The organism is Vibrio sp. 811 (genome assembly GCF_033339195.1).
In genome coordinates this window covers 1-735 of sequence record NZ_JAWOUB010000354.1, presented here as the reverse complement: position 1 = coordinate 735, position 735 = coordinate 1, and the positions used below count along the sequence as shown (strand labels likewise).

The window sequence follows — 735 nt, the reverse complement described above, 5'->3', positions numbered from 1 at the left end:
AAAACCAGCTTGCTACCAGTCGCTTAAACCAATCCATAATACGTTTAAAAATCCCGCCTTCTTCCACTGGTTCGAGTGCAACTAGCTCGGTCTCTTTCACGACTTTTCCATCCACTTTGTATAGCAAAGTACCAACTACCTGATCTTGAGCAATTGGCGCAAGTAAATCACCGCTGTATTCCACTTCCGCTTTAAGTTTGTTTACGTCACTTTTAGGCAGAGTGAGATAAACATCGCGGTTCACACCAACTTTTAACTCATCCTTTTGCCCCATCCAAACGCGAGCGTTTGCGATATCAGTTCCTGCGGCCGTTGGCATCAAGGTATCGTAGAATCGAAAACCGTAACTAAGAAGTTGCTTACTTTCTGATTCACGCACACTTTGGCTCTTCGCCCCCATAACAACTGCGATAAGGCGCATGTCGCCATTGGTGGCTGACGTCGCCAAACTGTAACCTGCACCACTGGTATAGCCCGTTTTCATCCCGTCAACGTTCATGCTGCGATCACGAAGTAAACCATTCCTGTTATATTGAGTAATACCGTTGTACGTAAAAGACGTTTCACTGTACATCGGATAAATATCTGGCAGATCACGAATGATTGCTTGACCCAACTTAGCTATATCATGCGGTGTTGAATACAAACCTTCGCTATCTAAACCGTGAGGGTTAGTAAATGAGGAATTCGTCAAACCAAGTTGACTCGCCCAACTATTCATTAAGCTAACAAAGC

The 735-nt window shown here is 44.5% G+C and carries 1 pseudogene; it reads right to left on the bottom strand.

Features of this window, described 5'->3' with window-relative positions:
- Positions 1-735 (bottom strand): annotated as a pseudogene (locus R7Q46_RS26830) (D-alanyl-D-alanine carboxypeptidase); the annotation flags it as partial.